Source organism: Blastomonas sp. 34TW (assembly GCF_059803595.1).
Genome location: NZ_JAPFGW010000002.1, coordinates 47,194 through 72,830, shown reverse-complemented (window position 1 = coordinate 72,830; position 25,637 = coordinate 47,194). Strand labels below are relative to the sequence as shown.

Below are 25,637 nucleotides of genomic sequence, written 5' to 3'. Positions count from 1 at the left end.
TTCAGGGTCCATTTCTCCTCTTGGCGCTTCGGCTTGAGGGACACGATGGATCCTGAAACGAGTTCAGGATGACGGAAATACAGACGGCTTCTCAGCCACTCCGTAATCCCAACAAGAAAAGGCCGGGTCATCGCGATGATGACCCGGCCTTTCGTGTTTCAGCGACCCGCTTAGATCAGGCCAGCGCAGCCTTGAGCTTGTCGGCCAGGTCGGTCTTTTCCCAGGGGAAGAAATCGCCTTCGGGCTTGCGACCGAAATGACCATAAGCCGCCGACTTCTGGTAGATCGGCTTGTTGAGGCCCAGATGCTCGCGGATGCCGCGCGGCGTCAGGCGGACGAGCTGCGGCAGCAGCGCCTCGATCTTGTCGTCGGCCACCGTTCCGGTGCCATGCGTGTCGACATAGAGCGACAGCGGCTCGGCAATGCCGATGGCATAGGACAGCTGGATGGTGCAGCGACGCGCCAGGCCGGCAGCAACGATGTTCTTCGCCATGTAGCGGCTGATATAGGCCGCCGAGCGGTCGACCTTGGTCGGGTCCTTGCCCGAGAACGCGCCGCCACCATGGGGGCTCGCGCCGCCATAGGTGTCGACGATGATCTTGCGGCCGGTCACGCCCGCATCGCCATCGGGACCGCCGATCTCGAAGCGGCCGGTGGGGTTCACGTAGATCTTGGTCTCGTCGGTGATGAAGCCCTCAGGCAGGACGTCGTGCATCACGCCGACGACATAGTCGTACAGCTTCTGATACTTGTCCGCATCGCCCTGGCCTTCATGCCAGTAATAGTCGGGGGCGTGCTGGGTCGAGACGACCAGCGCGGTGGCGCGCACCGGCTTTTCGTCTTCATAGGCGAGCGTCACCTGGCTCTTGGCATCGGGCTCGAGGAAATCGACGACCTTGTTGTGCCGGTCCGCCGCCATGCGCTCGAGGATCTTGTGCGAATAGTCGAGCGTCGCGGGCATCAGGTCTTCGGTCTCGTCCGAGGCATAGCCGAACATGATGCCCTGGTCGCCCGCGCCTTCGTCCTTGTTGTCCTTGGCATCGACGCCCTGCGCGATTTCCGCCGACTGGCCGTGCAGATGGTTTTCGAAGCTGAAGGTTTCCCAGTGGAAGCCGTCCTGCTCGTAGCCGATGCGCTTGACGGTCGCACGGACGGTCTTCTCGATTTCCTCGAGCGCGCCGGGGGCCCATTCACCATTTTCGTAGACGCCCTTGCAGCGGATTTCACCGGCGAGCACGACGCGCTGGGTGGTGGTCAGCGTTTCGCAGGCGACGCGCGCATAAGGGTCCTTGGAGAGGAACAGGTCGACGATCGAATCGGAAATCTGGTCCGCGACCTTGTCGGGATGGCCTTCGCTGACCGATTCGGAGGTAAAGAGGAAGCTCTTGCGCATGGATCGCCTTCTTGCTGAGGCCCGCCGAGCTACCCGGAGGGCACATATAAAGATTTCCTTATATCACGGCCCTTAACGGCGGAATGCACGCAGCGCAACCGCGAACAGCAGCAGCAGCCCGGCCAATGCCAGTGGCAGCAGGTTGCCCCCCAGCGCAAAAGGTGTGGCGGCATGCGGCTTCGGCAACACGGCGTCGATATGCCCCGCCTTGTGGTGCGCAATCGAATCGAGCAACCGCCCATCGGCATCGACCACCGCCGAGATGCCGGTAGGGGTGGAGCGGATCACCGGCAGCCCTTCTTCCAGCGCGCGCAGCCGCGCCTGGGCCAGATGCTGGGGCGGGCCCCAGGGGCCGAACCAGGCATCGTTGCTGGGGTTGAAGATAAAGTCGGGGCGATTGTTCCGATCGGCGACCTCGCCCGAAAACACGATCTCGTAGCAGATCTGCAGCCCCATCCGGCCAAACCGGCCGAGATCGAGCGTCTGCGCCCCCGGCCCGGGAGTGAAGCCGAGCGTCCCGGGCACCAGCCGCGACAGCCCGATCCGACCCAAAATCTCCTCATAGGGCAGATACTCGCCGCCGGGGACGAGATGGCTCTTGTCGTAACTGCCCAGAATCTCGGCCTCGCTGGAAAAGACGAACACGCTGTTCGCCGCCGCAATGGCGCGCCCGTTGCGGTCGAAATCGAGCTTCACCCCGCCGGTAACCAGCAGATCGCCATCGTTGACGGGACGTGTCAGACGCGCGCGGATGCCCGCCGGGGTCTCGGGATAATAATAGCGGCGCGGATAGCCATCCTCGACGAAATCCTCGGTCGCAGCCTCGGGCCAGAACACGATGCGCCCCGGCGGCGCCTTGCGATTGACGGTCTGATCGACCAGCCGGGCGAAATTGCGCTGCGCCATGACCGGATCATATTTGTCCGACTGGTCGTTGTTCGGCTGCACCACGGTGATCGGCGTGCGCGTGAACCCGGCGGATGATGGCGCAAGCGCCCATCCGCCCAGGCTGAGGAGCGCCACCCCGGCGAGCAGACCGAGTGCGGACTTCCATTGCCGCTGTACCGCCAGCAGCAGCGCGCCCGATGCCAACATCACCAGCGCGCCCAGGCCATAAGTGCCGACCAGCCGGGCTGCCCAGCCGAATTCGAGCGCGATGACACCCAGCGGGTTCCACGCAAAACCGGTAAACACCCAGGCGCGCATCCATTCAGTGACGAGCCAGAGCGCGGCGAAGGCAAGGATGAAGGCGGCGCTCCCCTCCCCTTGATGGGGAGGGGCTGGGGGAGGGGTGATGGTGCCTTCAGGCGCGGCGCTTGGGGCCAGCGCACCCCCACCGCTGCGACCAGGCTCCTGCGTCGCCAGGTCTCGCGCCTCGTCCATCAAGGGGGAGGAGTAGGGAAGCGCCCTGACCACCACCGTCGCCAGCGCGGGAAACAGCGCGAGATAACAGGAGAGGCCAACCACCGCGACCCAGCCGAGCCAGTGCGGCATGGCATCCTGATAGGTGAAGGCAATCGCGATCCAGTTGAGCCCGATGGTGAACTGGCCCAGGCCGAACAGCCAGCCGCGCGCAAAGGCGGCCTTGCGGCTCGGTGCCGTGGCAATCAGGTGGATCAGCAGCGCCATGCACGCCAGCGTCACCGGCCACAGGTTCAGCGGTGCAAAGCCGGTGGCGGAAAGCCCGCCCGCCAGCAGGGCGAGCCATTTGGGAAAGCGCTGGATCATCTGTGCGGTGCTATGCCCGGCCTGTTGCGGCGTGACAATCGGCGTTGCAACGCGCCTGTCACGAACCGCAGGGATTTTGCACCAAAATCAGGTGACAGGCCGCACCGCCCCCCGCATAAGCTTGGCGCCATGACCAGCCTCGCCGCCATATTGCTCGCCGCGCAAGCCGCACCTGCACCGGTCGCCCCGCCGGCGCTGACCCAGACGCAGCGCGACGACCTGACCTGCGCGGCGGCCTTCGCGATCATCGCGTCCGAGCAGGAGCGCGGGGTGACGTCCGCATTGGCCTATCCCACCATGGTCACGCGCGGCCGCACCTATTTTGTTAACACCGCCGAGCGAATCGTTACCGAAACCGCGTCGAGCGATGCGGCGATCGGCGCGGCGCTGACGCAGATTGTCCAGAAGTTGCAGAGCGATGCGGCGCAATCGAACGACCCGGCGGGCGTGGTCGATGCGATCATGACCCCGTGCCTCGAAAAGCTCGACGCGGCCGTTCCCGTGCCCCCGCCGCCATCGATGCTGCAATGCGCGGTCTATGTGCAGCTGGCGTATGAAGAGGTGAAGGGCCGCGAGGGCGATTCAACCACCGCGCGCGACCTCAAGACGCTCGCAAGCGTGCTCGAATCGCGCGCCCGCGACGAAATGCGCGACGAGGGGCTGAGCGGCAACGAAGCCGATGCGAAGCTGATCGAAACGCGCGAGGCCGCGATTGCGACGGAAAAGGCGCGCGACCCCAGCGACGATTTGACGGACATCGATTTCGAGGTGTGCTTCAACATGGCCAAGCCCGCAGAAAAGCGCTGACCGGCCACCCGCCCCATATCGGGACGCAGCTTATCCACAGCCTGTCAAAAAAATGGCGAAAACTGTCAGCGGACCTGTCGGTTTTACGCATCGTTAACGATTGACCCCTAAATCGTTAACCAGACACGGCAAGCAGTGCCGGTAACGATATGGGGCAAGCAAAATGGAACAGATCGACGGACAGGCCATGGCCGAACTGATCGTGGGCAACAGCGTTGCGATCCGCGAGATCCGCGGCCTCGTGCGTTTTGCCGCCCAGACCAATGCCTCGGTGCTGATCACCGGCCCGTCGGGCACCGGCAAGGAGCTGGTCGCGCACGCGCTGCACCGTGCATCGCAGCGTGCCGCCGCTCCGTTCGTTGCCGTCAATAGCGGCGCGATCCCGCGCGAGCTGATCGAATCCGAACTGTTCGGCCATGAAAAGGGCAGCTTTACCGGCGCCATCGCCCGCCGCCTGGGTCATTTCGAGACCGCCAATAACGGCACGCTGTTCCTCGACGAAATCGGCGAGATGCCGCTCGACATGCAGGTTCGCCTGCTGCGCGTGCTGGAAGACCAGAAGGTCCGCCGCATCGGCAGCAACGACGATGTCCGCGTCGACGTCCGCCTGATCGCGGCGACCCACCAGTGCCTTGAAAGCGCGATCGGCGAAGGCCGGTTCCGCGCCGACTTGTTCTACCGCCTCAACGTCCTGCCGATCGAGCTGCCTGCCCTCGCCGAGCGCATCGAGGACATTCCGATGCTGGTCCAGCATTTTCTCTCGCGCGGCTTTGCCGCCGACAATCCGCCGGTGTTCACCGATGAGGCGATGGCGATCCTGATGGCGCATGACTGGCCGGGCAATGTCCGCGAGCTCAAGAACCTGGTCGAGCGCGCCGCCGTGTTCTTCCAGGGCATGGAAGTCGGCACCGACCAGATGGCGATGCTGCTCCGCCCGATCCGCTCGGCGCGCCCCGAACTGTCGCAGCCGATTGGCGTGGCGATGCCGGCCAATGTCGTGCCGATGGCTGCTGTGCCCTCCGTGACCATTCCGGCCCCCACGCCCAGCTTCGCCAAGCCGATCGACCTGCGCGAATATCTGCAGAACGAGGAACGCCGCGTGCTGATCGAAGCACTCGAATCGACAGGCGGCGTCGTTTCCGCCGCCGCCCGCCTGGTCAAGCTGCAGCGCACCACCTTTGTCGAGAAGATGAAGCGCTACCAGATCGGCCGCGAGATCGCGCTGAGCGCTTGAACCGCCATCTCCCCTCTTCCCAACGCTAAAGCCCTCCCCCTCGATGGGGGCGGGTGGGGTGGGGGTGTTCTCTCCGGATTGCGCGGCATTTTGCCAGCGCGCCGCTAGAGCTCCGCCGGACCATCACCCTCACCACTGCGACTAGGCCGCAAGCGACCAAGTCTCGCTGCCTCTCCCATCAAGGGAGAGGCGTGCGGAGTTGGGAACGCAGGAGGATAAGCCGCTCAGAAATCGGCTTCCTCGTAATGCGAGGGCGGCTTGATCACTTCCATCCGCTCGGCGAGCAGCGGCCGGAACGAGGGCCGCGACTTGAACTTCCTGTACCAGTCTGCGGTCTGCGCATGCGCCAGCCAGTCGATGCCGCCCAGATAATCGGCGATCGAGATATGCGCCGCAGCGGCAAGATCGGCGAGGCTCATCGTCGCGCCTGCGATCCAGGCATGATGGTCGAGCAGATAGTCGATATAGTCGAGATGCGTGTTCGCCAGCCGCATCGCCTCGCGCAGCACCCGGCCATCGGGCGGCTGGCGATAGATCAGCCGCTTGCGCATGCGTTCGTGCATCAGCGGGGCGACGACATCGCCGAAGAACTGCTCGTCGAACCATGCGACCAGCCGCCGAATCTCGGCGCGGTTGTCGGCCGATCCGTTGATCATCGGGTTCTTCTCGACCGTTTCCTCGAAATATTCGCAGATCGCCCAGCTGTCGCACAGCGTCTGGTCACGGTCGCGATGGCGCATCACCGGGGTGCGCCCGGCCGGGTTCATGTCGAGAAATTCGTCGCGCTGTTCCCAGGGTGATTCGCGCACCAGCTCATAACCTATGCCCTTTTCTCCCAGCAGAAGCCGGACTTTGCGCGAAAACGGACACAGGGGAAATTGGAACAGCTGCCACATTCCATCCTCCATGCAACAGCGGCGCGAAGGCGTCCATATAATGCTTTGGCGGCGAGGCGCATTTTACGGTCAGAACGGGGCGATCGTCCGACCCCTCTCACCCAGCGGGAACCTGAACGGATAGTCATTTTGTTTCGACGAACGGATGGAATCTGTCGATTTGCCGCATCTTTCGTTCAGCTTCGGGACGGGTTCGCAGGCCTAGACCGGCTCCGACGCCGGGCAGGACCTGGCGCGCACATGAAGGACAAGAAAATGAAAACACTGACCCCCCTCAAGCTCGCAGCGCTTTCGGCCGCAGCCGCGCTTCCCTTTGCGCTGTCGGCCCCGGCCATGGCGCAGGATGCCGGCCAGCCGGAAGTCTATGTCGGCGGCCAGGTCGGCTATCATGACCTTGGCAGCAACCCGATCGGTGCCGATGACGGCGCGATCTATGGCGTCTATGCCGGTGTCGACGTTCCCGTCGGCCCGACGCTGATCCTGGGTGCGGAGGGCAATTACAACCTCGGCTCGAACGCGATCGACAGCGAATATGGCGTCGCCGGCAAGATCGGCGTGAAGGTTGGCGATCGCGGCCAGCTGTTCGCGCGCGGCGGCTATCAGTGGGTCAATGTCGACGGATCGAAGGTGCTGAACGTGCCCGTCCCCGCCGGCTTTGACGACACCGATGGCGATTATCTCGTCGGCGTTGGCGGCCAGTACAAGATCGGCCCCAACACCGCGCTGCGCGTGACGGTCGATACGCTGGGCTTCGACACCACCCGCGTTGCCGGCGGCCTGTCGTTCAACTTCTGAGCGGCATCGCCTGACCGCTGACGGTCGGCAACAAGGCCCCGCCCGCCCCTTTCCCCAGGGCGGGCGGGGCTTCTTGTTACGACCTTCCTGTCATTCGGCAGCTTCCATCGCCACGGCATCGCTCAGTGGATGGGCGAGACGGGTCAGCATCTCCTTGGGGCAGACCTGCCAGAATTGCGGCAGATAGCGGTCCCAGTTGCGCAGGATCTCCTGTGCCCACTGGCTGTCGGTGCCCTCGATATGCGCTGCAATCAGCCCCTTGAGACGATCTTCCCAGTACGCACTGTCGATACGCTGCCAGACGATCGATTCGGGGTTCGCCTGGGCCTCGAAGCGATCGTGCCGGTCGAGCACAAAGGCCATGCCGCCAGTCATCCCGGCACCGAAATTGCTTCCGGTCTCGCCCAGGATCACCGCCGTGCCGCCGGTCATATATTCGCAGCCATTGGCGCCGCAGCCCTCGACCACCACTTCTGCGCCCGAGTTGCGAACAGCGAAGCGCTCGCCCGCCTGGCCCGCCGCGAACAGCTTTCCTGCGGTCGCGCCATAGAGCACGGTGTTGCCGATGATCGTGTTGGCATGGCTGACCAGCGGCGAGCTCACCGTCGGGCGCACGATGATGGTGCCGCCCGAAAGACCCTTGCCGACATAGTCATTGGCATCGCCGAACACCTCAAGCGTGATGCCCCGGCACAGGAACGCGCCCAGCGACTGACCCGCAGAGCCGCGCAGCCGGATGCGGACATGGCCTTCGTCCAGCGCCTTCATGCCATAGATGCGCGTGATCTCGGCCGAAAGCCGCGTGCCGACCGCACGGTGCGTGTTGCGGACATTATAGGTCAGCTGCATCTTCTCGCGCCGGTCGAACACGGGCCGCGCATCCTTGAGGATCAGCGCGTCGAGACTGTCAGGCACCGGGTTGCGCCAGGTATCGAGGCTGAACCGGCGCTGTTCGTCGGCGACATCGACCTTGGCGAGGATCGGGTTGAGGTCGAGATCGTCGAGATGCTCGGCCCCGCGGCTGACCTGACGCAGCAGGTCGGTGCGGCCGATGATCTCGTCGAGGCTGCGGAAGCCCAGCCGCGCCAGGATCTCGCGCACTTCCTCGGCGATGAAGGTCATCAGGTTGATGACCTTTTCGGGCGTGCCGGTGAACTTGGCGCGGAGCCGCTCGTCCTGCACGCAAACGCCCACCGGACAGGTGTTGCTGTGGCACTGGCGCACCATGATGCAGCCCATCGCGACCAGCGACAGCGTGCCGATGCCATATTCCTCCGCGCCCAGGATCGCGGCGATGACGATGTCGCGCCCGGTCTTGAGCCCGCCATCGGTGCGCAGCTTCACCCGGTGGCGCAGGCCATTGAGGGTGAGCACCTGGTTCGCTTCGGACAGGCCCATTTCCCAAGGCGTGCCGGCGTACTTGATGCTGGTCTGGGGCGATGCGCCCGTGCCGCCGACATTGCCCGAGACGAGGATCACGTCGGCATGGGCTTTTGCCACACCGGCGGCGATCGTGCCGATGCCCGCCGCCGAGACCAGCTTCACGCAGACGCGCGCATGCGGGTTGATCTGCTTCAAATCATAGATCAGCTGCGCCAGATCCTCGATCGAATAGATGTCGTGATGCGGCGGCGGGCTGATCAGCGTCACCCCGGGGGTGGAGTGCCTGAGCTTGGCGATATATTCGGTGACCTTGAAACCGGGCAGCTGGCCGCCCTCGCCGGGCTTGGCCCCTTGTGCGACCTTGATCTCGATCTCCTCGCACGCGCCCAGATATTCGGCGGTGACGCCGAACCGGCCCGATGCGACCTGCTTGATGCCGCTATTGGCATTGTCGCCATTGTCGCGCGGCGAATAGCGTTCAGACGCCTCGCCGCCCTCGCCCGACACCGCCTTGGCGCCGATCCGGTTCATCGCGATCGCCAGCGTCTCGTGCGCTTCGGGTGACAGCGCGCCCAGCGACATGCCCGGCGTGACGAAGCGCTTGCGGATCTCGGTGATCGCCTCGACCTCGTCGAGCGGGACCGGCTTGGCGGCGTAGTTGAACTCCATCAGGTCGCGCAGATAGACCGGCGGCAGCTCGCGCACGCCGGCGGCAAACTGCAGATATTGCGAATAGCTGTCCTTGGCCACTGCGGTCTGGAGCAGGTGCATCAGCCCCGCCGAATAGGCATGCGCCTCGCCGCCGTCACGCTGCTTGTAGAAGCCGCCGATCGGCAGCCGCGCGACATTGCTGTCCCAGGCCGCATCGTGCCGCAGCTTGGCGTTCAGGTGCAGCGAGGCATAGCCTTCACCCGAGATCTTCGACGGCATGCCGGGGAACAGATCGTTGACCAGCGCGCGGCTCAGCCCCACCGCCTCGAAATTGTATCCGCCGCGATAGCTCGAGATCACCGCGATGCCCATCTTGGACATGATCTTGAGCAGCCCCTCGTTGATCGCCTTGCGGTAATTGGCGATGCACTTGTCGAGCGGAATGTCGCCGCACAGGCCGCGTGCCTGGCGGTCGGCGATGGACAGTTCGGCGAGCCAGGCGTTGACCGTGGTCGCGCCCGCGCCGATCAGCACCGCGAAATGGTGCGTGTCGAGGCACTCGGCGGTGCGCACGTTGATCGAGGCATAGGCGCGCAGGCCCTTGCGCACGAGATGCGTGTGCACGGCGGCCGCCGCGAGGATCATCGGCACGCCGATATGGTCCTCGTCGGCCTTTTCGTCCGAGAGGAAGATTTCGGTGCTGCCTTCGCGCACCGCCTGTTCGGCTTCATTGCGGATGCGGGTGATCGCGGCACGCAGCTGTTCGGGTCCGCCCTCGGCCGGGAAGACGCAGTCGATTTCCGCCACCAGCCGCCCGAAATCGGCCTTGAGCCTGCCCCATTCACTATTGGTCAGCACCGGGCTGTCGAGCACCAGCACGCGCTCGTTCTGGCTGTCCTGCTCGAGGATATTGGCCAGGTTCGAAAAGCGCGTCTTCAGGCTCATCACATGCCGTTCGCGCAAGGAGTCGATCGGCGGGTTGGTTACCTGGCTGAAATTCTGGCGGAAGAATTGCGCGATCGGGCGCGGCTTGGCGCTGACCACCGCGAGCGGGGTATCATCGCCCATCGACCCGATGGCTTCCTTGCCGTCCTCGGCCATCGGCGCGAGGATCGTCTCCATGTCCTCGATCGTCAGGCCAGCTGCAACCTGACGCCGGGTCAGTTCGGCACGGTTCATCTCGGCGATGCTGTCGGGTCCGGCGGGCGGCAGGTCATGGATCGAACGGAAGCCCTTGACCAGGTCGCGATAGGGCTGTTCGGCGGCGATCCGGTCCTTGATTGCGCGGTCGTGATAGAAGCGGCCCTCGTGCAGGTCGACCGCGATCATCTGGCCCGGCCCCAGCCTGCCCTTCTCGACGATGGTGCTTTCGGGCAGCACGACCATGCCGGTTTCCGAGCCGATGACGAGCAGATTGTCGTTGGTGAGGCTGTAGCGCAGCGGACGCAGCGCGTTGCGGTCGACACCCGCCACCGCCCAGCGGCCATCGGTCATCGCCAGCGCCGCCGGGCCGTCCCACGGCTCCATCACGCTTGCCATATATTCGTACATCGCCTTGTGCTCGGGCGGCAGGACCTGGTCGCCCTGCCACGCTTCGGGCACCAGCATGATCTTGGCGGTCGGCGCCTCGCGGCCCGAGCGGCAGATCGCCTCGAACACCGCATCGAGCGCGGCGGTATCGGACGCACCGGCCGGAATCACCGGCTTGATGTCCTCGCTGTTCTCGCCAAAGGCCAGCGACGCCATCTTGATCTCGTGGCTCTTCATCCAGTTCTTGTTGCCCCGGATGGTGTTGATCTCGCCATTATGCGCCAGGCAGCGGAACGGCTGGGCCAGCCACCATTGCGGGAAGGTGTTGGTCGAATAGCGCTGGTGGAAGATCGCGATGCGGCTCTCGAAGCGCGGATCGACAAGATCGGGATAGAAGACCGACAGGCTCTCGGCCAGGAACAGACCCTTGTAGATGATCGAGCGGCACGACAGCGAGCAGATGTAGAAATCGCTGATCTGCGCGGCGATGACCTTGTTCTCGATCCGGCGGCGGACGAGATAGAGCTGCTTTTCGAACTCGGCGATATTCTGCTCGTCGGGCATCGGACCCGCGATCATGATCTGCTCGATCTCGGGGCGGGTGCGCTGTGCCTTGTCGCCGATCACCGCGATGTTCACCGGCACCTGGCGCCAGCCATAGATGGTATAGCCCGCCTCGATGATCTCGCTCTCGACGATCGTGCGGCAGGTCTCCTGCGCCTGCAGATCGGTGCGCGGCAGGAAGACCATGCCGACCGCGAGCTTGTTGGGCAGCACCTTGTGGCCCGAATCGGCGATCGCATCGTCAAAGAAGCGCACCGGCAGGTCGACATGCAGGCCCGCGCCATCGCCGGTCATGCCATCGGCATCGACCGCGCCGCGATGCCACACCGCCTTCAGCGCATCGATCGCGCTCTCGACGACGCGGCGCGAGGGCTTGCCGTCGGTCGCGGCGACCAGTCCGACGCCGCAGGCATCGGATTCATAATCGGGCCGGTACATGCCTTCGCGGGCAAGGCGTTCATGCTCGGGCGTGGGGAAGTGGGTCATGTCTCGTGTCTTTCGTCTCGACCGGCCGGGGCTTCGCGCTCATCCGGCCAGGTCCGTCATTCTTGCTCAGGCGGCGACCCTTTCGGCCCCGGCGCGGGCCTTGGCCTTCAGATATTTGTGCATGTGCTCGGCGACATCGCGGCCGTCGCGGATCGCCCAGACGACCAGCGAAGCCCCGCGCACGATATCGCCTGCGGCAAATACGCCATCGAGGCTGGTCATCATCGTCTTGTGGTCGACGCGCAGCGTGCCCCAGCGCTGGACCGAGAGCTCGTCGCAGCCGAACGCACTCGGCAGGTCCTCGGGATCGAAGCCCAGGGCCTTGATGACGAGATCGGCCGGAACCGAGAAATCGCTGTCGGGATCGGGCTCGGGCGCGCTGCGGCCCGAAGCGTCGGGCGCGCCGAGGCGCATGCGGCTGGCGCGCACGGCGGTCGCGTGCGGCGTGCCCTCGACCGCGACCGGGCCGGAGAGCCAGACGAACTCGACGCCCTCTTCTTCGGCATTGAGCACCTCGCGCTGCGATCCGGGCATGTTGATCCGGTCGCGGCGATAGAGGCACTTGACCGAGGCCGCGCCCTGGCGGACGGCGGTGCGCACGCAATCCATCGCGGTATCGCCGCCGCCGATCACGACGACATTCTTGCCTTCAGCATTGAGCGCGCCGCTGTCGAACGCGGGGACGTCATCGCCAAAGCCCTTGCGGTTCGAGGCGATGAGATAATCAAGCGCGGGTACGACGCCATCGGCACCGATGCCCGGCACCTTGATGTCGCGCGCCTTGTAGACGCCGGTGGCGATCAGCACGGCGTCGTGCTTCTCCCGCAGATCGTCCATGGCGCAATCGCGTCCGACCTCGAACCCGCAATGGAAGACGATGCCTGCTTGCTCGAGCCGCGCGACGCGGCGCATCACCACGTCCTTTTCCAGCTTGAAGCCGGGGATGCCATAAGTCAGCAGCCCGCCCGCGCGGTCATGCCGGTCGTACACGTGCACGTCATAGCCGCCCATGCGCAGATATTCGGCCGCGGTCAGCCCCGCAGGCCCCGCACCGATGATGCCGACCGACTGGCCGCGCGGCTTGCCGACCAGCACCGGCTCGACCCAGCCCTGCTCCCAGGCGGTATCGGTGATGTACTTTTCCACCGAGCCGATGGTGACCGCGCCATGGCCGGAAAATTCGATCACGCAATTGCCTTCGCACAGACGATCCTGCGGGCAGATGCGGCCGCAGATTTCGGGCATGGTCGAGGTGAGGTTCGACATCTCATAGGCTTCGCGCAGCCGCCCTTCGGCGGTCAGGCGCAGCCAGTCCGGAATGTGATTGTGCAGCGGGCAATGGGTCGAGCAATAGGGCACGCCGCATTGCGAGCAGCGCGCCGATTGCGCCTGCGCGGCGCTGCCATCGAACTTGTCCGAGATCTCCTCGAAATCGTCGGCGCGGTCCTCGGCGCTGCGCTTGGGCGGATAGGCCTGACCGCGATCGACGAATTGCAGCATCGCGAGCTTTTCCGCCGCGAGCGCCGCTGCGGTTGCTACTGTGTTGTCGTGCTGGTCAGCCATGCCCCTGCCTTCATTTGCGCAATCGATAGGCGCGCGAAAAATTGCGCGCGCCGCAACTGACGCAGCTTTAAGCGATCATGAACGCAGAGTCACGCATTTTTCTGTCAATAGGTCAGCATTGTTGACTATTGATCCGCGATAAGGATCATTTCGTCGCAGCTTCAGACAATTTCCCAATCTCAATAGGTCCGCATCGGCCCTTATCGATTGGCCAGCCAGATCAGGGCCGCCGCGCCTGCGACGATGCGATACCAGGCGAAGGGCACGAAACCGTAGCGCGTGATGATCTTGAGGAATGCCTTGACCACGACCAACGCCACGATGAACGAGACGACGAACCCGATCGCGATCGCGCCGAACTCGTCCGGGGTGAGCAGGTCGCGGTTCTTGTAGAGCTGCAACACCGTCGCGCCGGTCAGCGTCGGCAGCGCGAGGAAGAAGCTGAACTCCGCCGCCGTCTTGCGATCCACCCCCATCGCCATTGCGCCCAGGATGGTCGCGCCCGAGCGGCTGACCCCGGGAATCATCGCGATGCACTGCACAAGGCCGATGCCGATCGCGGTCTTGAACGGTACGCCGGCAACGCCGCCGGCGTCGCTGGTCTTCGCAAGCTTCTCGACCACCAGGATCGCCACCCCGCCGATGATCAGCGCCCAGGCGACGACCACCGCATTCTCGAGCAGCTTGTCGATCTGGTCGCCGAACGCCAGACCCAGGATGACCGCGGGAAAAAAGGCGATCAGCAGGTTGCGGGTGAACGCGACGGCGGACGGTTCCCAGCGCACCAGCCCGGCGAGCACGTCCATGAACGTGCGCCAGTAGAGCACCACGATCGCGAGGATCGCGCCCGGCTGGATCGCGATGTTGAACACCGCCCAGGCCTCGGCATCGAAGCCGAGCAATTCGGTCGCAAGGATCAGGTGTCCGGTGGACGAGACCGGCAGAAACTCGGTCAGGCCTTCGACGATGCCCAGCAATATGGGGATAAGGTACATTTCGATCATGCCGTCTTAAGAGCGGCGGCATTCCCCCAAGTCAACCGCCTATCAGGCGGAAAGGCTGGCCGTCAGCTTGGCGAATGCTTCCTGAGAAACCCCGGCCACGCCCTCGCGCCAGCGCGCCGGATCGGCGGTCATCGTGTACTTGCGCGACTTGTTGGTGCCCACCCCGCCGAGAAAACCGATGACATTGCTCACCGTCTCCAGCGTCTTGGCGGTGCCGCCAGTCGTATCCGCGAACGTGCCGTAATCGCCGCCCATCGCCACCGGCTCCTTGAGCACCACCGACCCGATCTTGCCGCCCGGCGCGAACACGGTGAGCTGGCTGGCATCGGGAAAGGCGGCGAGGCTCGACTTGACCTTGACCGAAGAGCTGTTGGTGAACCAGCCGCCATAGCTGTCGGCATCGGCGAAATCGACGAGCAGCAGCGCGTTGATCACCGCCTGGCCCGAGGATTTCGCATAGGTTTTCGCGTTCATGCTGGCGTTGACGACACTCATGTTGAAGCTGAAGTCGAAACCGCCGCCGGTCATGATGCCCAGCCATTCCTGCAACACAACGGGATCGCCCAGCGCCGCCGGGCTGAACAGCCGCGCCCTGGCCTTGTCGTCGCGCCCGGTGAGCAGCGTGCGTTCCTCGCCATTGGGCAGCGGCTTGACCTTGCTGCCATAGGCCGCGAGCAGTCCCTGCCGATCGGCGAGCGTGATGCCCATCGCCGACAGCCGGTCAGTGAATGCGGCATAGGCCGCTTCGGTCGCATCCCTGAAATCTGCGTCGGTCAGCCCGGCGAGATAGCTGCGCGCGGTCGATTTGCCGCCGAAACCGCCGCCCATCAGCCCGCCGCCGGCCTTGGCGCGGTCGATCCGCTCGGTGAGAAAGCCCAGCGCGAACGATCCGATCACCGCCTGGCGCATCCCGGCGAGCGCTGCTGGGTTCTTGACCGATACCGGCGACTTGGCCTTTTTCGCGGCCAGAACCGGCGATGGCAGCGCAGCGAGCGCGGCAGCGCTCGCCGAAGCGATCAAAAAGTGGCGGCGATCGAGCGTCATCATGTCCCCCTTGAGCGAAGCGACGATCCCGGCGGGCGCTGAACCCGCCGGGATCGCCTTTCCATCACCTGTCACCGGCCAGCAGGGTCGCGGTTTGCTGAATGTTCGGTGGCCGATGATGAAAAGCGGATGCTTCGTTGAAGACAGGCTTAAGCCGCTGTTTCCCATCGCCACACCCCGATTGGGGGGGATTTGATGTCGGGTGCGATCAATGGCTGACAGCGCATGGAGAATATGGCAGCATGACTGCCAATAATTCGCCGGACGCAAGGCGATCGAAGCAGGAGGGTGCAGATGAAACGGGTTCTGAAAGCGGGCGCGATGGGGATCGCGCTGATCAGCGGCGCGGCCGCGCAGGCACAGCTGACCGATGCCGAGCGCGCAGCGGTGCTGGCGCGGCTTCCCGCCGATGACGGCAGCGACATGGCCGATGCGACCCGCGGCAAGATCGCCGAAATTCCGGGCGGCGTGATCAAGACCGCCGATGGCAAGACCGTGTGGGACGCATCCGCCTTCGATTTCCTCAAGGCCGAGACCGCGCCTGCAACCGTCCACCCCTCGCTCTGGCGGCAGGCGCGGCTGAATCATATCCACGGGCTGTTCGAGATCGTCCCCGGCAAGGTCTGGCAGCTGCGCGGCTATGACATTGCGGTGATGACGATCATCTCGGGCAAGACCGGCTGGATCGTGGTCGATCCGCTGCTGACCGAAGAGGCCGCCGCTGCCGCGATGCAGCTGGCCGAAAGCAAGATCGGCAAGCGCCCGATTTCCGCGGTGCTGTTCAGCCACAGCCATGCCGACCATTTCGGCGGGGTGGGCGGCATCCTTTCGCCCGACGACGCGAAGAAGCGCAAGGTGCCGATCGTCGCGCCGCACGGCTTTGCCGAAGAGGCGGTGAGCGAGAATGTGCTCGCGGGCAACGCGATGACCCGGAGGTCGAGTTACATGTTCGGCACCGCGCTCGCGCCAGGGGCGCAGGGCCGGGTCGACAACGGCCTGGGCACCGGGCTGTCGATCGGCACCACCGGTTACATGGCCCCCAATATGCTGATCGGCCCCGAAGGCGGGCTGAAGGTGATCGACGGGGTGCGCTTCGACTTCATGGATGCCGCGGGCACCGAGGCTCCGGCCGAATTCCTGTTCTATCTGCCCGATTTCAAGGTGCTGCACACCACCGAGGTGTCGGTGAAGACGCTGCACAACATCCTCACCCTGCGCGGCGCGCAGGTGCGCGATGCTTTGCGCTGGTCGAAGATCATCGACAAGGCGTTGGTCAAATGGGGCAATGAGGCCGAGGTGCAGATCGCCTCGCACAACTGGCCGACCTGGGGCCAGGCGCGCGTGGCCAAATATCTGGAGAACCAGCGCGACGCCTATCGCTATGTCCATGACCGCACCCTGGGCCGCGCCAATGCGGGGATGACCCTGCACGAGGTGGCAGACGGCATTGCCGAACCTTCGGCGCAGCAACAGGCCTATGCCGCGCGCGGCTATTACGGCACGATCAACCACAATATGAAGGCGACCTATCAGCGCTATTACGGCTGGTGGGACGGGGTTCCTGCCAATTTCAATCCGCTGCCCCCGGTCGCAGCCGGCAAGGGTTATGTCGAGCTGGCGGGCGGCGCGGACAAGCTGCTCGAAGCGGGCAGGAAAGCGCAAGCGGCTGGCAACCACCGCTGGGCCGCCGAGCTATTGAACCATCTCGTCTTTGCCGAGCCAAACAACGCCGCCGCCAAGGCGGCGCTGGCCGACAGCTATGAGGCGCTCGGCTTTGCCGCCGAATCGGGCATCTGGCGCAATTACTATCTCGCCGGTGCCGCCACGCTGCGCGGGACCGAATTGCCGCGCAAGGGATCGAGCACGCAGAGCCGTAGCTTCATCAGCGCCATCCCCACGGCGGAATTCTTCGACGCGCTCGCCACCCGCTTTGCCGCCGAACGCGCGGGCAACATGCGCGCGCGCATCAATTTCATCCTGCCCGATACCAGGGAAACGCTGGGGATCATGGTCAATGGCGATGTCGAGGTGCCGCGCTATGGCGCGACGCTCGCCGATGCCAACGCCACGGTGACACTGAACCGCAAGGATTTCGACGCGATCGTCATCGGCGAGACCGATTTCCCGACGCTGATGAAATCGGGCGCGATGAAGATCGAGGGCGATTCGGGGCTGTTCCTGCGCTGGCTGATGCTGCACCCGCCGTTCGACCCCGCCTTCGCGGTGGTGACGCCCTGAGCGTTACTCGGCAGTCAGCGGGCGGGCGAGAAGCGCGGCGACGGCATCGCCTGCGGCCACATCGCCCGCAAGCAGCGCGCAGACGGTATCGACGATCGGCATCGCGACGCCGCGCGCCTTCGCCACGCGTTGCAGCACCGGCGCGGTGAACGCGCCTTCGGCGACCGTCGCGCGGTCGGCGAGCACATCGGCGGCCCTGCGCCCCTCTCCCAGCGCCTTGCCGAGCGAGAAATTGCGCGAGCTCATCGACGAGCAGGTCAGCACCAGATCGCCCAGCCCCGACAGGCCCGACAGCGTCTCGGCCTGCGCCCCGCAGGCGAGGCCGAAGCGCGTCATTTCGGCAAAGCCGCGCGCGATCAGCGCGGCGCGGGCGTTCTGGCCGAGGCCCAGCCCCTCGACCACCCCGCAGGCGATGGCGAGCACGTTCTTGACCGCGCCGCCGATCTCCGCGCCGATAATGTCGGTGCTGAAATAGGGGCGGAAGGCGGGACGCCAGATCAGCGGCGCGATCCGGTCCCATTGCGCCCGGGTTTCGCAGGCCAGCGTTACGGCGGTCGGCTGGCCGTTTGCGACCTCGTGCGCGAAGGTGGGGCCGGAGAGCACGGCGAGCGGCCTGCCAGGCGCGGCGGCGCGCGCGGCATCGACCATCAGCTCGCCGCTCGCTTCCTCGATGCCCTTGCAGCACAGCACCAGATCGCCGGGACCTTCGGGCAGGGCCGCCAGCACGCGGCGCATATGCTGCGCGGGCGTGACCACCAGCAACAGCGGCAGGTCGCCCAGCTCGGCCAGATCGCTCGTCGCGCGGATACCCGGGTTGAGATCAATGCCCTTGAGATAGGCGCTGTTGCGATGATCGCGGTTGATCTCCTCGATCACCGGAGGCTCGAACGCCCAGAGCCGCACTTTGCTGCCATCGCTCGCCAGCATCTGTGCGAGCGCGGTGCCCCAGGCCCCGCCGCCGATCACGCCGAGGGTTTGGCTGCTCATGCCTTCACCCCCGCCCCGCGCGCCGCTTCGGCTTCAGGATCGAGCGGCCAGCGCGGGCGCGCAGGCATGTCGAGCGGATCGGTCAGCCCCAGCGCGAACCGCTCGGCCCCGGCCCAGCCGATCATCGCGGCATTGTCGGTGCACAGCCAGAGCGGTGGAGCGACAAAGCCCATGCCGTGCCGCGCCGCCAGCGCCTCGAGCGCAAAGCGGATCGCGCCATTGGCGGCGACACCGCCTGCGACGACCAGGGTTTTGGGTTTGCCGCCAGTGCCATCGGATGCAGCGAGCGCTCGCTCCAGCCGATCGACCAGGCAATCCACCACCGCCTGCTGAAATGCCGCTGCGATATCCTCTGGCCGGTGCGCTCCGCTCTGCGCCGCGCGCAGCACAGCGCTCTTGAGCCCTGCGAACGAGAAATGCGGCTCGGCGCTGCCCAGCAGCGGCCTTGGCAGCGGCACCGCCTTCGAATCGCCGGTCTTGGCCAGCGCCTCGACGCGCGGCCCGCCGGGATAGCCCAGACCCAGAATCTTGGCGGTCTTGTCGAATGCCTCGCCCGCCGCATCGTCGATCGTGGTTGCCAGCCTGCGATACTGGCCGACCCCGTCGACGCGCAAAATCTGGCAATGCCCGCCCGAAACAAGCAGCAGCAGATAGGGAAATTCGAGGCTCGCATCGGCAAGACGCGGCGAGAGCGCATGGCCCTCCAGATGGTTGACCGCGATCAGCGGCTTGCCCGCCGCCATCGCCAGCGCCTTGGCGGTGACGAGGCCGACCATCACCCCGCCGATCAGCCCCGGGCCTGCGGTCGCGGCGATCGCATCGACATCGTCGAGCGCCAGCCCCGCGTCCTTCAGTGCAGCTTCGATCAATGGGGTGAGCACCTGCACATGCGCGCGCGCCGCGATCTCGGGCACGACGCCGCCATAGGGCCGGTGCGCATCCTCCTGCCCCGCCAGCCGGTGCGCCAGCACGGTCCGGTCCGACCCGATCAGCGCCGCCGCGCTCTCGTCACAGCTCGATTCGATGCCCAGGATGATTGCCATAAGGCTTCCCCTTATCGGCATACGCCGCTAGCACAAGGGCATGGGTAATGACACACATGCGGGCCTGCCCGAGGGGATAGCGGAAATTCTGGAGCAAAGGCCGATCCGGCTGGGCACGCGTGCCTCGCCGCTCGCCATGGCGCAGGCGCGGATGACCGCCGCCGCGCTGCGGGAGCGCTGGGGCCTGGCCGAGGATCAGGTCGAACTGTCGCCCGTGGTGGCGAGCGGCGACCGCATCACCGACCGTCCGCTCGCCGATGTCGGCGGCAAGGCCCTGTGGACGCGCGAGCTCGACTGGTCATTGGGCGGCGGCGCTATCGACCTTTCGGTGCATTCGATGAAGGATGTCGAGACCGTGCGGCCTGACGCCTTCCATATCGCCGCGATGCTGCCGCGCGCCGATGTGCGCGACGTGCTGCTGGGCGCGGTGGGCATCGAGGCCCTGCCCCAGGGCGCGCGCTTTGGCACCAGCTCGCCGCGCCGCGCCGCGCAGATCCGCTCGATCCGCCCCGATATCACCACCGTGCTGTTCCGCGGCAATGTCGCCACGCGCATCGGCAAGCTGCAGGCGGGCGAGGCCGATGCGACGCTGCTCGCCGCCGCCGGGCTCGACCGGCTGGGCGAGACATTGGACGGCATGGTCTCGGCGCGGCTCGATAGCGACACCTGGCTGCCTGCGCCGTCGCAGGGCGCGGTGGGCGTCGAGGTGCGCGCCGATGACGCACCGATGCGCGCGCTGATCGGCGGCATCGACGACAAGCCCACCTCGATCTGCGTGCGCGCCGAACGCGCGCTGCTGTTCGCGCTGGGCGGCGATTGCCACTCGGCGGTGGCGGCGCTCGCGCGGATGGAGGGCGAGAGCGTGCACCTGCGCGCCATGCTTTATTCGGAGGACGGTGCCGATCATGTCGCGGGCGAAGCGCGCTTTGCCGCCGGCGATGCGCAAGGCCCGGCAGGTCTTGCCGCCGGACTGCTCGCCCGCGCCCCCGAGACGATCACCCGGCTGTTCACCCCCGCGTGATGGCGAGCCCGCGCATCATCGTGCTGCGCCCGCAGCCCGGCGCGACCGCCACCGCACAGGCGCTGCGCAACGCCGGTTACGACCCTGTCGTCACGCCGCTGTTCGCGATCGAACCGGTCGCCTGGACGCCCGCCGACCCGGAAGCCTATGACGCTTTGCTCGTCGGCAGCGCCAATGTGTTCCGCCATGGCGGCCCGGCGCTTGCCGACATCAAGGGTCTGCCGGTCTATGCCGTGGGCGGCAAGACCGCGCGCATGGCGACTGATCTGGGCTTTCGCGTGCGCGGCCAGGGCAGTGGCGGTCTTGCCGCGATGCTGCCGATGCTGGTCGAGGACGGACATCTGCACGTTCTGCGGCTGGCGGGCGAGGACCGGGTCGATCTCCCCGCGTCGCGCCTCGCGATCGATACGCGCATCGTCTATCGCTCGCGCGCGCTGCCAATGCCCGATGCCCTTCGCGAGGCGCTGACGGGACCTGCGATCGTGCTGCTCCATTCGGCGCGCGCGGCACAGCATTTCGGCACGCTGGTCGACAGCGCTGGGATCGACCGTGGCCATATCAGCCTCGCGCTGTTCGCCCCGGCGCTGGTCGATGCGGCAGGCGACGGCTGGGCCGCGGTGCGCATCGCGGCTGCCGCAGATGACCGCGCCTTGCTGGACGTGCTGCCCATGCTGTGCCAGCATGAGGCGGGACGCCAACAGGCGAAAAAGCCGGAGACCGAATGAACGTGGATACACCCCGCCAGGGAAGCCCGAGCCAGGCAAGCCCCAGCCAGGGGCAAGGGGCGAGCGGGCGCTCGCTGCTGATCCTGCTGCTGCTCGCTTTTGTCGGTGGAGCGGTGCTCTCCGGCTGGATCATCACCCGGTCGGGCTGGTTCGACACGCAGGCCCCGCCCCAGGCTGCGGTCGACCGCAATGTGATCACCGCCGCTCCGGCTAGCCCGGCACCTGCGCCGATTCCGCCATCAATGGCGACCGGCATGCTCAGCGGCCCGGTGCCGCCCGGCGCGCTCGACCAGCGCGTCGCCGAGCTGGAAAACCGGCTGTCGCTGATCAATGTTCAGGCCCAGGCGGCTTCGGGCAATGCCGGGCGCGCCGAAGGGCTGCTGATCGCCTTTGCCGCGCGCCGCGCGCTCGACCGGGCATCGGCACTGGGCTATCTGGAAGGCCAGCTGCAGCTACGCTTCGGCACGGCGCAGCCCAATGCCGTGGCCACGATCATCCGCGCCTCGAAAAACCCGGTGACGATGGACCAGCTGCGCGCGCAGCTCGACGAGATCGGCCCCTCGCTGGGATCGGGCCGCGCTGCCAATGAGAGCTTCTGGGCGGCTCTGCATCGCGAGGCGAGCGAACTGTTCGTGATCGAACAGGCGGGCAAGGAATCGCAGACCCCGACCCAGCGCGTGCAGCGCGCGCGGCGCTATCTCGAGGCGGGCCGGGTCGAGGCCGCGCTCGGCGAGATCGAGAAGCTTCCCGGTCGCGCCAAGGCGGCGGACTGGATCGCCAAGGCGCGCAGCTATGCGGAGGCACGGCGCGCGCTCGACATCATCGAGAGCGCCGCGATCCTGGAGCCGCGCGGCCTGCGCGATGCGACCGGCCAGCCGATCGAGCAGCCATCGCCGCTGGCTCCGCCCGCAGGCTGATACGCGCCATGCCTGCAGGCCCGCCACCCGAGCCGCTGGTCGTGCTGCTCGCAGGCGGGCAGTCGCGGCGGATGCAGGGCGAGGACAAGGCGCTCGCCGAGATCGATGGTCAGCGCATGATCGACCGGGTGCTGGCGCGGCTTGCGCCCCAGGCAGGCACGCTCTGGCTGTCGGCAGCGCGGGATTACGGTACCGCCCTGCCCGTCATTCGCGATGACCCGGAGGCTCCCGCCGGGCCGGTCGGTGCCATCCGGTCGGTCGCTTCGGCGCTGGCAGGCCTGGGCGGCGACGCGTTCGTCACCTGCCCGGTCGACGCACCATTCGTCCCCGATGATCTGGCCGCGCGGTTGATGGTCGAGGCTCCGCTCGCCATGGCCGAGGCTGATGGCGCCCTGCAGCCGGTGTTCGCGCTGTGGAGCGCGCGTGCGGTGCTGCAGGCGTTGCCGCCCGAGCGCTGCGGCGAACGCTGGTCGCTGCAGCGGCTGGGCGAGACCATCGGCATGCGCGCGGTGTGCTTTCCCGACGCTGGTGCCCTGATGAACATCAATACGCCGCAAGAGCTTGAAATCGCGCGCCGCCATGCGCTCGATGCGCGTGGGAAACGGCTTGGCGCGGCCGGGTCAACGCGATATTCAGCATAGCGAAAGCCGAAAACCATATAGAGCGGCGCTTTGCCGCCGACACGCGACGCGGCACGCAGCAGGGAACACAGGGGCCAATCTGGCATGGCGGTGAAAGACAAGGGCGGCACGGCCGCACCCAGAAGCGGGGCCCGCCTCTGGTTCTGGCGCATCGTCAAGATCGGTGCCGCGACCAGCTTTTTCGGGCTGATCGCGCTGGTCGTCGCGGTGGCGACGGTGATGGGCTCGCTGCCCAGCTTCAACGATCTCAAATCCTCGCCCAATGGCCAGATGATCCTGGTCAAGGCCGCCGACGGGACCGAGATCATGCAGCTCGGCCCCAGCTTCGGCGAATGGCTCGACATCGAGGACATCCCGCAGGTGATGAAGGATGCGATGATCTCGGTCGAGGACCGGCGCTTCGCCTATCATCCCGGCGTCGACGTGATCGGCATCGGCCGCGCGATCTTCACGACTGCGAGCGGCGGCGGACGGCTGCGTGCGACATCGACGATCACGCAGCAGCTGGCGCGCAACATCTTCCTCAGCAACAGCCGCTCGTACACCCGCAAGATTCGCGAGGGCATACTTGCGCTGGCGCTCGAGCAAAAGTTCAGCAAGGACCAGATCCTCGAACTCTATCTCAACAAGGTCTATTTCGGCGGCGGCGCTTATGGCGTCGATTCCGCCTCGCGCAAGTTCTTCAACCATGATGCGACCACGCTGTCGCTGGCCGAGGCGGCGATCATCGCAGGTCTTGTGAAGGCCCCGTCGCGCTATTCGCCCACCGCCGACAGCGAGGCAGCTATCGGCCGCGCCGGCGTCGTGCTGCAGGTGATGCAGGATGTCGGCACGATCACGCCCGCGCAAGCCGCCGAGGCCGATCTGGACGCGGTGAAGTTCGCGCCGGAAAAGGGCCAGAATTCGGTGCGCTATTTCACCGACTGGGCGCTGCCGCAGCTCGACACGCTGATCGAGGACAATGACGAGCCGATCGTCGTGTGGACGACGCTCGACCTCAATATGCAGCGCGCGGGCACCAACGCGATCCAAGCCTATGTCCCCGGCGGCGCGCAGGGTGCGCTGGTCGCGCTCGACCGCGACGGCGCGGTCCGCGCGATGGTCGGTGGCACCGATTACGTCACCTCCAATTACAACCGCGCGGTCAGCGCGCTGCGCCAGCCGGGATCGGCCTGGAAGCTGTTCGTCTACATGGCCGCGCTCGAGGCAGGCTACAAGCCCGAGGACATCGTCACCGACGCGCCGATCACCATCGGCGGCTGGACCCCGCGCAACAGCGGCGGCAGCTATGCCGGCGACATCTCGCTGCGCACCGCCTTTGCCTATTCGAAGAACACCGTCGCCGCGCGCATCGGCGAGGATGTCGGCACCAGCACGATCGCCAACATGGCGCGCCGCTTCGGCATCACCACGCCGATCACGACGCTGCCCTCGATGGTGCTGGGATCGTCCGAAGTGCGCGTGATCGACATGGTGCGCGCCTTTGCCGGGGTCAGCTCGGGCGGCGTTGCGATCCAGCCCTATGGCATCACCAAGGTCACGACGAGCAAGGGCGAGCTGCTTTACCAGCACGAGGCGGACATGAGCCAGGTGCTCGTGCCCCCCTATGTCACTGCGGGCATGACCGATCTGCTGCAGACCGCCGTCAATGTCGGCACCGGCCGCGCGGCGCAGATCGGGCGGCCGGTCGCGGGCAAGACCGGCACGACGAACAGCAACAAGGATGGCTGGTTCCTGGGCTTTTCGAGCGGGATCACCACCGGCGTGTGGATGGGCCGCGACGATGCAAGACCCGTCGGCGGCCTGCAGGGCGGCACCGCGCCCGCGCGCGCCTTTGCCGCGTTCATGAAAGTTGCGGTCGCCAAGCGCAAGATCGAGCCGTTCGAGACCGAACTCACCCTGCCCGAATCCGAACTGGAACCCGATGACGAGGCCTATTTCGGCTCACCCGACGACGTGATCTTCATCGACGAGAACGGCAATCCGGTGGGCCAGGGCGAAGGCATCAGCCCGCCCCAGACCGGCGGCGGCATCCCCGGCGAAGCGCAACAGCCCGAACGGCTCGACGAGAATTTCATCGACCGCGCGCTAGGCCGGGACACGCCACCGCAACGCCCGCAGGTCCGCCAGGCCGAACCCAGGCCCCCAGTGCGCAGGCCTCCGCCGAACCCGCAGGAGGATCGGGTGGCGCCGAGGTTGCGCGATGAGGATGAAGGGCAGTAGGATGGGGCGACGCGCGTCCGGTTTCAGCGGCGAGCGTTGGTGACGGTAGTGGCTGCTGAAGGGTGGGCAGGCGAATAGGAGCTTTCGGGTGACGGCCGTATCTCGCGATCCGGCTGCTGCGCGCTGCATTCCTCGCTTGTCTCGACATCCAGAAACGGGCGCTCGATGCAACGGGCTGCTCGCGCCAAGACTGCTGCATTTATCATGTTGCCCTCGCCACCTGCTGCTATCAACGCATCTCGCGCGCGTTCCAGAGTAGCGCGATCGCCCGTTAGGTAGGCGGTAAACCCAGTTACATATGTGTTCCAATCAAGCGCGGCATCTGGAGGCTGATCCGCTCGTCGGGATGCAGCCGCCAGCAACGCTGCGGCTGCGCGCGTACCAGAATCTGCTCCGGAACGCGCGAGATTGCGAGACATGTGGAAGGTCGTGATCGCGTGCTGGCGGGTTGTCAGCAGCGGCCCTGTGGCGAGATAATCGCGGGCAGCCTCAACGGCTTGGACATAACACCCTCGAGAGTTGTACCACATGGGCCCGCCAAGCTTCTGGGTATCAAACTCAAAGTCGTTCCATGAGCGAGCAGCATTACTGGTGCGGACCGCCAAATCATAGCGACAAGCACTTGATGGTCGCACCTCATCACTAGCTGGTGCGGCCTCACTTTGGGTATCGACCGTGGGCACCGTAACGAGAGCAAAGAACAGAGCGAGGAATGCCATGAGGCATCTTTCTCTGAATCGACCTGCTCTCGCAAGCGGTGTGTG

Annotated in this window: 19 protein-coding genes; 9 read left to right on the top strand and 10 right to left on the bottom strand. The window is 66.0% G+C overall.

All coding sequences use genetic code 11. The features are described 5' to 3' along the window. Positions 1-175: 175 nt before the first annotated feature. Positions 176-1,393, bottom strand: coding sequence for a methionine adenosyltransferase (metK, locus tag OPU69_RS03535; protein ID WP_498509361.1), 1,218 nt, complete (start codon positions 1,391-1,393; stop codon positions 176-178). Between the two features lie 72 nt (positions 1,394-1,465). Continuing rightward, positions 1,466-3,121 carry an apolipoprotein N-acyltransferase gene (gene lnt, locus OPU69_RS03530; protein WP_498509360.1) on the bottom strand — a complete coding sequence of 552 codons (1,656 nt, stop codon included), beginning with the start codon at positions 3,119-3,121 and terminating at the stop codon, positions 1,466-1,468. Between the two features lie 129 nt (positions 3,122-3,250). Here lnt and OPU69_RS03525 point away from each other — a divergent pair, with 129 nt between their 5' ends. Together OPU69_RS03525 and OPU69_RS03520 are read left to right on the top strand one after the other, a co-directional pair. Then, positions 3,251-3,928, top strand: a complete 678-nt coding sequence (locus tag OPU69_RS03525; protein WP_498509359.1) for a hypothetical protein — start codon at positions 3,251-3,253, stop codon at positions 3,926-3,928. 163 nt (positions 3,929-4,091) lie between these two features. Beyond that, the gene (locus OPU69_RS03520) at positions 4,092-5,162 is read left to right on the top strand and encodes a sigma-54 interaction domain-containing protein (protein WP_060979228.1); all 1,071 of its coding nucleotides are present in this window, start codon (positions 4,092-4,094) and stop codon (positions 5,160-5,162) included. A 224-nt stretch (positions 5,163-5,386) separates the two neighbouring features. Here the strand turns inward: OPU69_RS03520 and OPU69_RS03515 are convergent, their stop codons facing one another. After that, complete coding sequence (locus OPU69_RS03515) at positions 5,387-6,058, bottom strand: glutathione S-transferase family protein (protein WP_031317962.1); 672 nt, start codon at positions 6,056-6,058, stop codon at positions 5,387-5,389. Positions 6,059-6,313: 255 nt separating this feature from the next. Between OPU69_RS03515 and OPU69_RS03510 the strand changes: the two genes are divergently transcribed. Further along, positions 6,314-6,853 carry an outer membrane protein gene (locus OPU69_RS03510; protein WP_157759178.1) on the top strand — a complete coding sequence of 180 codons (540 nt, stop codon included), beginning with the start codon at positions 6,314-6,316 and terminating at the stop codon, positions 6,851-6,853. A 90-nt stretch (positions 6,854-6,943) separates the two neighbouring features. Here OPU69_RS03510 and gltB read toward each other — a convergent pair whose 3' ends face one another. The 4 genes from gltB to OPU69_RS03490 form a co-directional block, all read right to left on the bottom strand. Beyond that, the gene (gltB, locus tag OPU69_RS03505) at positions 6,944-11,467 is read right to left on the bottom strand and encodes a glutamate synthase large subunit (protein WP_498509358.1); all 4,524 of its coding nucleotides are present in this window, start codon (positions 11,465-11,467) and stop codon (positions 6,944-6,946) included. A 66-nt stretch (positions 11,468-11,533) separates the two neighbouring features. Then, positions 11,534-12,967, bottom strand: a complete 1,434-nt coding sequence (locus OPU69_RS03500) for an NAD(P)-dependent oxidoreductase (RefSeq protein ID WP_498509582.1) — start codon at positions 12,965-12,967, stop codon at positions 11,534-11,536. Between the two features lie 263 nt (positions 12,968-13,230). Next, entirely contained in the window at positions 13,231-14,034 is an 804-nt protein-coding gene (locus OPU69_RS03495; protein ID WP_498509357.1) for an undecaprenyl-diphosphate phosphatase, read from the bottom strand. Positions 14,035-14,076: 42 nt separating this feature from the next. Next, positions 14,077-15,153: a hypothetical protein gene (locus OPU69_RS03490; RefSeq protein WP_498509356.1), complete on the bottom strand. Its 1,077-nt coding sequence runs from the start codon at positions 15,151-15,153 to the stop codon at positions 14,077-14,079. 219 nt (positions 15,154-15,372) lie between these two features. On the opposite strand from OPU69_RS03490, the gene OPU69_RS03485 reads away from it, so the two are divergent. Then, on the top strand, positions 15,373-17,316 hold the full coding sequence (locus OPU69_RS03485) for an alkyl/aryl-sulfatase (RefSeq protein ID WP_498509355.1): 1,944 nt from the start codon (positions 15,373-15,375) through the stop codon (positions 17,314-17,316). A gap of 3 nt (positions 17,317-17,319) precedes the next feature. On the opposite strand, the gene OPU69_RS03480 is transcribed toward OPU69_RS03485, so the two are convergent. Together OPU69_RS03480 and tsaD are read right to left on the bottom strand one after the other, a co-directional pair. Beyond that, positions 17,320-18,303 carry an NAD(P)H-dependent glycerol-3-phosphate dehydrogenase gene (locus OPU69_RS03480; RefSeq protein ID WP_498509354.1) on the bottom strand — a complete coding sequence of 328 codons (984 nt, stop codon included), beginning with the start codon at positions 18,301-18,303 and terminating at the stop codon, positions 17,320-17,322. Continuing rightward, positions 18,300-19,346: a tRNA (adenosine(37)-N6)-threonylcarbamoyltransferase complex transferase subunit TsaD gene (tsaD, locus tag OPU69_RS03475; RefSeq protein ID WP_498509353.1), complete on the bottom strand. Its 1,047-nt coding sequence runs from the start codon at positions 19,344-19,346 to the stop codon at positions 18,300-18,302. Before tsaD ends, OPU69_RS03480 begins: the two co-directional genes overlap by 4 nt. Before the next feature lie 40 nt (positions 19,347-19,386). Here tsaD and hemC point away from each other — a divergent pair, with 40 nt between their 5' ends. The 5 genes from hemC (at position 19,387) to OPU69_RS03450 (ending at position 24,873) form a co-directional block, all read left to right on the top strand. After that, complete coding sequence (gene hemC, locus OPU69_RS03470; protein WP_498509352.1) at positions 19,387-20,367, top strand: hydroxymethylbilane synthase; 981 nt, start codon at positions 19,387-19,389, stop codon at positions 20,365-20,367. Further along, positions 20,367-21,092, top strand: a complete 726-nt coding sequence (locus OPU69_RS03465; protein ID WP_498509351.1) for a uroporphyrinogen-III synthase — start codon at positions 20,367-20,369, stop codon at positions 21,090-21,092. The genes hemC and OPU69_RS03465 overlap by 1 nt, the downstream gene beginning before the upstream one ends. After that, positions 21,089-22,009 carry a mitofilin family membrane protein gene (locus OPU69_RS03460; RefSeq protein ID WP_498509350.1) on the top strand — a complete coding sequence of 307 codons (921 nt, stop codon included), beginning with the start codon at positions 21,089-21,091 and terminating at the stop codon, positions 22,007-22,009. The genes OPU69_RS03465 and OPU69_RS03460 overlap by 4 nt, the downstream gene beginning before the upstream one ends. An 8-nt stretch (positions 22,010-22,017) precedes the next feature. Next, positions 22,018-22,650 (top strand): molybdenum cofactor guanylyltransferase, encoded by a 633-nt coding sequence (gene mobA / locus OPU69_RS03455; RefSeq protein WP_498509349.1) that lies wholly within the window; start codon positions 22,018-22,020, stop codon positions 22,648-22,650. 84 nt (positions 22,651-22,734) lie between these two features. Further along, entirely contained in the window at positions 22,735-24,873 is a 2,139-nt protein-coding gene (locus OPU69_RS03450) for a transglycosylase domain-containing protein (RefSeq protein ID WP_498509348.1), read from the top strand. A 23-nt stretch (positions 24,874-24,896) separates the two neighbouring features. Here OPU69_RS03450 and OPU69_RS03445 read toward each other — a convergent pair whose 3' ends face one another. Beyond that, positions 24,897-25,592 carry a hypothetical protein gene (locus OPU69_RS03445; RefSeq protein ID WP_498509347.1) on the bottom strand — a complete coding sequence of 232 codons (696 nt, stop codon included), beginning with the start codon at positions 25,590-25,592 and terminating at the stop codon, positions 24,897-24,899. Between the last annotated feature and the right edge of the window lie 45 nt (positions 25,593-25,637).